Origin of the sequence: Streptomyces sp. NPDC060194, from assembly GCF_042728285.1 — a bacterium.
Classification (GTDB): Bacteria; Actinomycetota; Actinomycetes; order Streptomycetales; family Streptomycetaceae; genus Streptomyces.
The window spans coordinates 1-7,956 of sequence record NZ_JBHWZH010000202.1 but is presented as its reverse complement, the minus strand read 5'-3'; the positions used below and the strand labels follow the sequence as shown (position 1 = coordinate 7,956).

Here is a 7,956-nt window from a genome sequence, read left to right as displayed (position 1 = left end):
CCCCGCTGGGGCTCTATCATTTGGGTGGGGGGGGGGGGTTAATTTTACTGGCGGTTTTGTGCGGCTGGTGGGGGGGGGTTTGGGTTTGGTGGCCCCGAACGCCCGGCCTCCGTACGTCAGGTGCGGGCCCTCGCCCGCACCCCGAGCGCGGTGTCGACGACGAGGAAGGCCAGCAGGCTCAGCCCGAGCAGCGGGACGAACCAGCCGACGAGCAGCGCCGCCGCGCCGAGCGGGACGGACCAGGCCGCCGGGAGGCGGCGCAGGGAGCCGCGCGGGTAGGGCCGGCCGGCGGAGCGGACGCGGTCCTGGGTGGGCCGGCGCAGCCACCACATGCGGTAGCCCCAGACGATGAGCAGGATCGTGCCGAGCATGAGCGCGGCGAGGGCGAGCTGGTTGGCGAGGCCGAGCGTGACACCCATGTGCAGGTCGATGCCGTAGCGGGTGAGCTTGGCGAGCAACGGGTAGTCGTCGAAGCGGAGTTCGTCGATGATCCGACCGTCTGCCGGGTCGACCGAGACGGAGTCGAGGTGGACCGGGAAGAGCGTGTCGGTCTGCTTGACGACGTAGCCCGTGCCCTCGGCGGGCAGGACGACGGCCAGCTTGCCGTCCACGCCCGCGCCCGCGGCCGCGCCGAGCACCGCGTCGACGCCGATGTCCGCGCCCTGGTGCTCCCCGGTCTCGCCGGAGCCGCCGCCGTGGCCGTCGTGGCCGCCGCCGTCGGACGCGCCGGGGTCGAGTGCGGCGGAGACGGTGGGGGTGGAGCCGCCGAGCTGGTCCTGGACCTTGCCGATGTTCTCACCGGCGTAGGTGGACCAGGTCAGTCCGGTGGCCGAGAGGGCGACGAGGCCGGCCGCCGCCCACAGGCCGACCGAGCCGTGCCAGGACAGGGTGCGGGCGCGGCCCTTCTTCGGGAGGGTGCGGTCGGGCACGAGCAGCAGGGCGCGCCGCCGCCGCCGGCGGGCGGCCCACAGGGCGACGCCGCCGAGCGCCACGACCCACAGCCAGCTCGCCGCGAGCTCGGAGTAGAGCCGGCCCGGCTCGCCGAGGTGCAGGTTGCGGTGGAACTCCGACAGCCAGGTCCGCAGCGGGAGCGCGCCGGAGCTGCCGTAGCTGGGCAGCTCGCCCCGCACCTCGGCGGTGTAGGGGTCGACGAAGACGGCGAGGGACTTGCCCTCCTCGACCTCCGGTGACGTCATCAGGACGCGGGTCGTCGCGCCCTCCTCGGACGACGGCCAGACGGCGGTGACGGTGCCCTCGGGGTGCGCCTCGCGGGCCGCGGCGATCTGCTCGCTCACGGGCTGGACGCGGTCGCCGACGGGGACCGTCAGCTCGTGGCTGTAGACGATCCGCTCGGCCGGGTAGGAGAGGGCGTAGAGCAGGCCGCTGGTCGCGGCGACCAGCAGGAACGGGGCTATGAGCAGCCCCGCGTAGAAGTGGAGGCGCAGGAGCAGCGCGCGGAGCGCGGGGGCGGCGCCCGAAGCGGCGGGCGCGGTACGGGTGCGGGGCGGTTCGCCGGTTTCGGGCGCGGGTCGGTCCTCGATGGCCATGGCTGGTCCTTCGGTGTGCGCGCACGCCTCAGCGGGGCGTGGCGGAAAGGGTGTGGGGGCAGCGCCCGCCGGCCCTTCCCGTCGGCGACGACCTCAGGCGGGGCCTCAGGAGGGCAGGGGCGCGGTTCTGCGGAGCCGGGCGGCGGCGGGCGGACCTCTCCGGTGCACGGCGTGGGCCAGGAGCACGCCGCGCAGGGGCGGGCGTGCGGGGGCCGCGGGGAGCGCCGGGCACGCAAGCGCGGGGACCGGGGCGCGGGTCAGGAGCAGGCGCAACGGGGTGAACGCGAAGCTGTCGAGAGCGCGCAGGAGCTGGAAGAACGCGGCCTCGCCGCGGGCCAGCCACAGCGTGCAGAGCGCGCCGGCGACGAGGTGCGAGGTGAACATGCCCGCCCCGCCGGTCGCGGCCGTCTCCATGGACATCGCGGGTGCGCCGTACTCGCCGGGCGCGTGGTGGTGCGCCTGCTGCTGCGCCCCGCCGAAGAGCAGGTGCAGTCCGGCCTGCACGGCGAGCATCCCGGCCCCGATGGCCGGCACCCCCCGCTCCCGTCCGCCCGCGCACCAGGCGCCGGCCGCCGCGAGCCCGAAGGCGGCGGCGAGGCCGTGGAGCGGGATGTCGTGCCCGGATATGTACGAATGCCCCGTGCCGGCCAATGCCACGCACACCGCCGCGAAGAGGGCGGCGCGCAGTGCGCGGAGGGGCGACCGGGGGTGCGTCATGGTGGGCACATGGTGCCAGGTGCGGTGCGTGGGGAACAGAGGGTCCCTCGATCCGGCCCGCGGGCGGCCCCGGCATCAACTCGCGCCCTCGGCAGAACCGTTGGTCGCCGCCGCTGCCGTTCGCCCCCGGCGGATTCCCCTGGCGGCGGAAACCCTGTCGGTGGGCGGGCCCGCGGGGGCAGAGTCACCGGCATGACGAAGATCTTGGTGCTGGGTGGGACGGATTTCGCGGGACGGGCGGTCGCGGAGGCGGCCGTGGCACGGGGATGGGAGGTGACGGTCTTCCACCGGGGGTCGGGGCCCGCCCCCGAGGGGGTGGCCGCGCTGCACGGCGACCGGCTCGCGGACGGCGGGCTGAAGGAGCTCGCGGAGGCCGCGGACGACTGGGACGCGGTGATCGACACCTGGTCCGCCGCCCCGCGGGTCGTGCGCGACAGCGCCCGGCTGCTGAAGGAGCGGGTGCGCAGGTACGTCTACGTCTCCAGCATCTCGGTCCACACCTGGCCGATCCCGGCCGGGCACGACGAGAGCGCCCCGGTGGTGGACGGCGACCCCGACGCGGACACGACGGACTACGCGGCCGACAAGCGCGGGGCCGAGCTGGCGGTGCTGCGGGAGTTCGGCGAGGAGCGCTCCGTGCTCGGCCGCGCCGGGCTGATCCTCGGCCCCTACGAGAACGTCGGCCGGCTGCCGTGGTGGCTGGGCCGGATGGCGCGCGGCGGCCCGGTGCTCGCGCCGGGGCCGCGCGAGCTGCCGCTGTCGCTCATCGATGTGCGGGACATGGCCGAGTGGCTGCTCGACGCGGCGGTGCGGGACGACGTGTCGGGCGCGTACAACCTGGTGAGCCCGAAGGGGCACACCACCACGGAGGAGTTCCTCGACGCGGTGGTGCGCACCAGCGGTGCGCCGGACGTCGAGCTGCGCTGGCTGACGCCCGAGCAGATCGAGGCCGCCGGGATCGGGGCGTGGGTCGAGCTGCCGGTCTGGACCCCGCCCGGCGAGATGCACGACGCGATGCACGACGCGGACGTCTCGCGCGCGCTCGCCGCCGGTCTGCGCTGCCGCCCGGTCGCCGAGACCGTCGCCGACACCTGGGCGTGGCTGGAGTCGGTCGGCGGCACGGCCCCGCGGCGGTCGGACCGCAATGCCAAGGGGCTCGACCCGGCGAAGGAGGCGGCGGCGCTCGGCCTCTGAGCGCTGTCACCCCACCCCGGTCCGCGCCCGCGGGCCGGGGTCCGCCGTCTGCGGGCCGGGGTCCGCCGTCTGCGGGCCGGGGTCCGCCGTCTGCGGAGTGACGTATTCCGTCCGGTGCATCCGACGGAGCGCGATACCCGCCCACGGGACGGGGAGACAACCGGATGCGCCGAAGTCTGAACGCCCCACGCGTCCCGCCCGTATGGAATGGAGCGCCTCTCCCCACCAGTAGCGAGGACTCACATGGCACGCTCATCCAGAAAACGGTCGACGACGGCGAACCGCGTCGTGGCTTCCGCAGCCGCTCTGCTCCTCGGTGGGGGCGGGCTGGTCATGGTCAACGTCTACGCCTCCGCCGAGGACGGCGGCGGGCGGCCGGACGGGCAGCGGCAGGCGCAGACCGCCTGGCAGCAGCAGGCGGCGCGGCTGTCGACGATCGCCTGCCCGGAGGTGGTCAACGAGCTGCCGGAGGTCCCGGAGGCGGCCCGGCCGCAGGTGGACCGGGAACTGGCCCTGCTCGACACGCAGATCACCGAGGCGTACGAGCGGTTCGCGAATTCCCGGCGGCAGATAGCACAGGACCGGAACTTCGCGGCCAACGCGATCCTGAACCCGCTGAAGGACAAGCGGGTGGCCGTGATCAACCGGATCGCCACGTCCATCGGGCGGGTCGCCGAGCGGCCGCAGGGCCTGGACAGCCTGGCCCCCTGCTCGCTGCGGCAGGACGGCAACGGCGGAGGGGACAACGGGGGCGGGGCCGGCGGGCAGCCGCCGCAGGAGGGGGAACAGCCGCCGCAGGAGGGGGAGCAGCCCCCGCAGGAAGGCGAGCAGCCGCCCCCGGAGGGCGAGCAGCCGCCGGAGGGCGAGCAGCCCGCTCCCCCGCAGGGCAACGGCCCCGCGCCCGACGACTTCGTCGACATCACCACCGTGCAGCCGAACGTCCCCCGGGTGCGGAACCAGCGCAACGCGTCACGCGGCACGTTCACGACCCGCTGCGGCACCAACGAGAACGGGAAGTTCAACCCGGACAACGTGATCGTCGCGCCCGGCGTGGCCAACGGCGCGCATCACATGCACGACTACATCGGCAACCAGGCCAACGACGCCTTCGCCAGCGACGACGACCTCGCGAACGGCGCCACCACCTGCCGGAACCAGGGCGACCGGTCGACGTACTACTGGCCCGTCCTGCGGCTGCAGAACGGGGTGGCCGAGGACGACGCGGAACTGGACGGCGGCGGCAAGGACCAGAACACCGGCGAGATCCAGCGGCCGGTCGAGGTGTCGCTGAAGTTCGTCGGGAGCCCGCGGTCGAAGGTGGCGGCGATGCCGCGCTTCCTGCGGATCATCACCGGCGACGCGAAGGCGTTCGTCAACGGCAACGCCAACGCGAACGCCTCCTGGAGCTGCACCGGCTTCGAGAACCGGCAGCTGAAGGACAAGTACCCCATCTGCCCCGAGGGCAGCGACGTGGTCCGCACGTTCAAGTTCCAGAGCTGCTGGGACGGGGCCAACACCGACAGCGCCAACCACCGCACCCACGTGGCGTTCGCCGACGCGCAGGGCAACTGCCCGAGCGGCTTCAAGGCCATCCCGCAGCTGGTGCAGCGCATCGTCTACGACGTGCCGCCGCCGCAGTTCGAGGGCGACCGGCCCGCGGTGTTCGCGGTGGACTCGTTCCCCGAGCAGCTCCACAAGCCCGTCACCGACCACGGGGACTTCATCAACGTCTTCGACGACCAGCTGATGGAGCGCCTCGCCAAGTGCATCAACGACGGGAGGAGGTGCGCCTGACGACCGACGGCCCCCGGTGAGCGGTTCCACCCCCTGCCACTCACCGGGGGCCGTCCCGTGCGCCACCGCGGCCGCGGCGGGAGAGCCCGCCCGCCGCGACGGGGCGGGGTGTCCGCTCCCCCGCCCCGCCGGGAACCTGCGCGGCCGGCCCTAGTGGTGACCGGAGTGCTCGTCCTCGGTCCCCCCACCGCCGCTTCCGTGGTCGCCTCCGGAGTGGTGCGAGGAGCTCTCCACGGTCCCGCCGAGCCGGCCGCGCAGCGCGGTCACCACCTTGCCGTCGCCGGAGGCGACCCACTTGCGGCCCACCAGGTAGGTGCCGCCGTAGTCCTTCGACTCGTTGATCCACTCGCGCAGGCCGCGGTCGGTGGCGAAGGTCGTGAGAATGTAACGACCGTCCTTGGTACGGCAGTTGGCCTGGCGCAGCTCGGCCGCGTCGGTCTGCACGTTGGGGTCGCAGGACGCCTGCTCGGCGAGTTCCTCCAGGGTGCCGGTGGCCGTCCTCGGATACGTCGGCCGCTCGGCGCGGTCATCGCCGCCGGAGTCGTCGGAGCCGCCGGAGCAGCCGGCCAGGAGGGTCAACGCGACGGCGACGGTGGCGAGTTCGGCTCGTATGCGCATGCGTACCATCCTGCACGCCCGCACCTGTGATCGAGTGACCATCCGAGGATTCACTCGTTCCGGGTGGTGTGAGCGCACCCCACCCCCATGCCGCCCCGCCCGGCGACGCCGAGCAGGCCGAGGCGGCTCTCGTCGAGCACTACCCGCGGCTCGTCCGGCTCGCCTACCTCGTCCTGCCGCCCGCCCGCGGACGCGAGCGCCGCGTCCTGCGGGCGCACGCGCTCGTCCAGCGCTCCCTGCCGCCCGCCGGGCCGCGCGACGCCGACGTCCCGGCGCCGCGCGCGTCCGCGGAGGACGGCGGGCCGGGGCTCGCGGCCGTACGGCGTCGGGTGCTCGCCGCCGCGCTCGCGGCGGGGCGGCCGCGCGGGCGGGACCTGCCGCCGCTCCTGCCGCAGGTGTGGGGCGTGCGGCTGCTCCCCCACTCCGGCGGGGCCGACGAACTGGCCCTGGAGCAGCGGCTCGACGCGCTCGACGCACCGGCGCGGGCCGCATTCGTCCTGCGCGGGCTCGAGCGGCTCGGCGAGGAGGACGCGCGGCGCGCGCTGGCCGCCGCCGGGGTCGCGGACCCGGACCGCGCTCTCGCCGAGGCGGACACCGTCCCCCACGACCGCGAGCTGCTGCGCTCCCCCGCCTTCGACCCCTGCGCCCTCCAGGCCCGCCCGACCGATCTCGTCCGGCGCCGGCGGCGGCTGCGGGCGGGCGCGGTGGCCGGGGCGGCGCTCGTGGTGTGCGGGGCGCTGCTCGGGCTGCCGGGCGGCGGCTGGGGGCCGGACGGCGGGGCCGCGGCCGCGCCCGGCGGCCTCGCCCCCGCCGCCGAGGCGGCCCTCGACCCCGGGCGGCTGACCCGGGCCGCCCCCACCGCCTGGCGGGACGCGGTCCGCCGCGACTTCTCCGTCTGGCCGGCCCGCGGGGAGCTCGCCCGGGACGGCCGCCTGCTCGGGCGGGCGCTCGCGGCGTGGACCCGGCCCGGCGCGGAGGTCCGGGTCTCCGCGACGCGCGGCACCCCGACGGGCCCGCCGCCGGGCCCCGCCCGACTGCTGTACGCGGGCGAGGTGGACCGGGCCCGGGTCGTGCTGCTCCACGACGGGCTGCGCGTGGTGCGCTACGCCGAGCCCCGCGCGGGCGCCCGCGGCGGGGTGGCGCTCGACTTCGCCCGCACCGACGCGGCCGACGCCGCCTCGGCCGCGGCGCTCGTGGTGACCCGCGCCGACGGCAACGTGCGCTACCTCACGGCTCCCTGGGTGCGCACCACGGCCGTGCGCGACCTGCTGCGGCCCGAGGGGAACGCGGTCGGCATCGACCGGACGGCCGAGGGGGTGACCGACCTCGTGCCCGGCCCGTTCGCCACCCGCGACTGCACCTCCTGGAACGTCCTGGAGGTGCGGGCGGGCCGGGGCGCCGTCCCCGCCCTGCTCCTCACCGACCTCGGCGAGCTGACCCCCGCCCGGCTGCTCATCGGCCCGCCCCGCGACCGCCGCGACGTCTCCGGTGCGGCCGCCCGCGCCGAGTGGGCGCGCACCGCGTGCCTGCTGCCCGCCCTGCGCTCCCAGGGCGTCCGCTCGGTCGCCAACTGGCGTTACGCGGAACAGGAGTTGCCGGAGGGCGGCGGCACGGCCCGCTGGCTGTGCACCCGCGCGGACACCTGGCGGGGCGACGGCAGCCGGATCATGGCCCAGGTGCAGGCGCCGGGTCCGCGCACCCTGCCGGGCTCGGTCGCGGCCCGCGCCGCCGACTCCCCCGCCTGCGGCCCGCGCCGGCCCGTCGTGCTCGCCGGCGTGCTCTGGAAGGCCCCGTCCGGGCGGTGGTACGTCCTGGCCGCCGGCAGCCCGCAGATCACCGCGATCCGCGCCACGGGCGGGGCGCCGGGCGACGCGCGGGGCAACCTGCTGGCCGCGCCGACCCGGCAGGGCGCGAGCGCGGACCTGAAGGGGCGCCTGTCGGGGGGCGGTTCGGTGGCGGGGCTGCGCTGACGGGCCGCACCCGGGGTCGCGGGGGGGGGGGGGCGCCCCCCCCCCCCGGGCCCCCCCCCCCCCCCCCCCCCCCCCCCCCCCCCCCCCCCCCACCCCGGGGCGCGGGACAACACCCC

Annotated in this window: 6 protein-coding genes; 3 read left to right on the top strand and 3 right to left on the bottom strand. The window is 76.3% G+C overall.

The annotated features are described in order from the left end of the window. Positions 1-116: 116 nt before the first annotated feature. A complete protein-coding gene (locus ACFWEG_RS27160) occupies positions 117-1,547 on the bottom strand; it encodes a PepSY-associated TM helix domain-containing protein (RefSeq protein WP_387220251.1) in 1,431 nt (476 codons plus the stop codon). A 105-nt stretch (positions 1,548-1,652) separates the two neighbouring features. Then, positions 1,653-2,264: a hypothetical protein gene (locus ACFWEG_RS27155; RefSeq protein ID WP_387220248.1), complete on the bottom strand. Its 612-nt coding sequence runs from the start codon at positions 2,262-2,264 to the stop codon at positions 1,653-1,655. Positions 2,265-2,456: 192 nt separating this feature from the next. Between ACFWEG_RS27155 and ACFWEG_RS27150 the strand changes: the two genes are divergently transcribed. Further along, complete coding sequence (locus tag ACFWEG_RS27150; RefSeq protein WP_387220246.1) at positions 2,457-3,458, top strand: NAD-dependent epimerase/dehydratase family protein; 1,002 nt, start codon at positions 2,457-2,459, stop codon at positions 3,456-3,458. A gap of 243 nt (positions 3,459-3,701) precedes the next feature. Further along, complete coding sequence (locus tag ACFWEG_RS27145) at positions 3,702-5,252, top strand: DUF1996 domain-containing protein (protein ID WP_387220244.1); 1,551 nt, start codon at positions 3,702-3,704, stop codon at positions 5,250-5,252. A gap of 150 nt (positions 5,253-5,402) precedes the next feature. On the opposite strand, the gene ACFWEG_RS27140 is transcribed toward ACFWEG_RS27145, so the two are convergent. Further along, positions 5,403-5,870, bottom strand: coding sequence for a hypothetical protein (locus tag ACFWEG_RS27140; RefSeq protein ID WP_387220241.1), 468 nt, complete (start codon positions 5,868-5,870; stop codon positions 5,403-5,405). A gap of 68 nt (positions 5,871-5,938) precedes the next feature. Between ACFWEG_RS27140 and ACFWEG_RS27135 the strand changes: the two genes are divergently transcribed. After that, the gene (locus ACFWEG_RS27135) at positions 5,939-7,840 is read left to right on the top strand and encodes a hypothetical protein (protein WP_387220239.1); all 1,902 of its coding nucleotides are present in this window, start codon (positions 5,939-5,941) and stop codon (positions 7,838-7,840) included. The last annotated feature ends 116 nt before the right edge of the window (positions 7,841-7,956 follow it).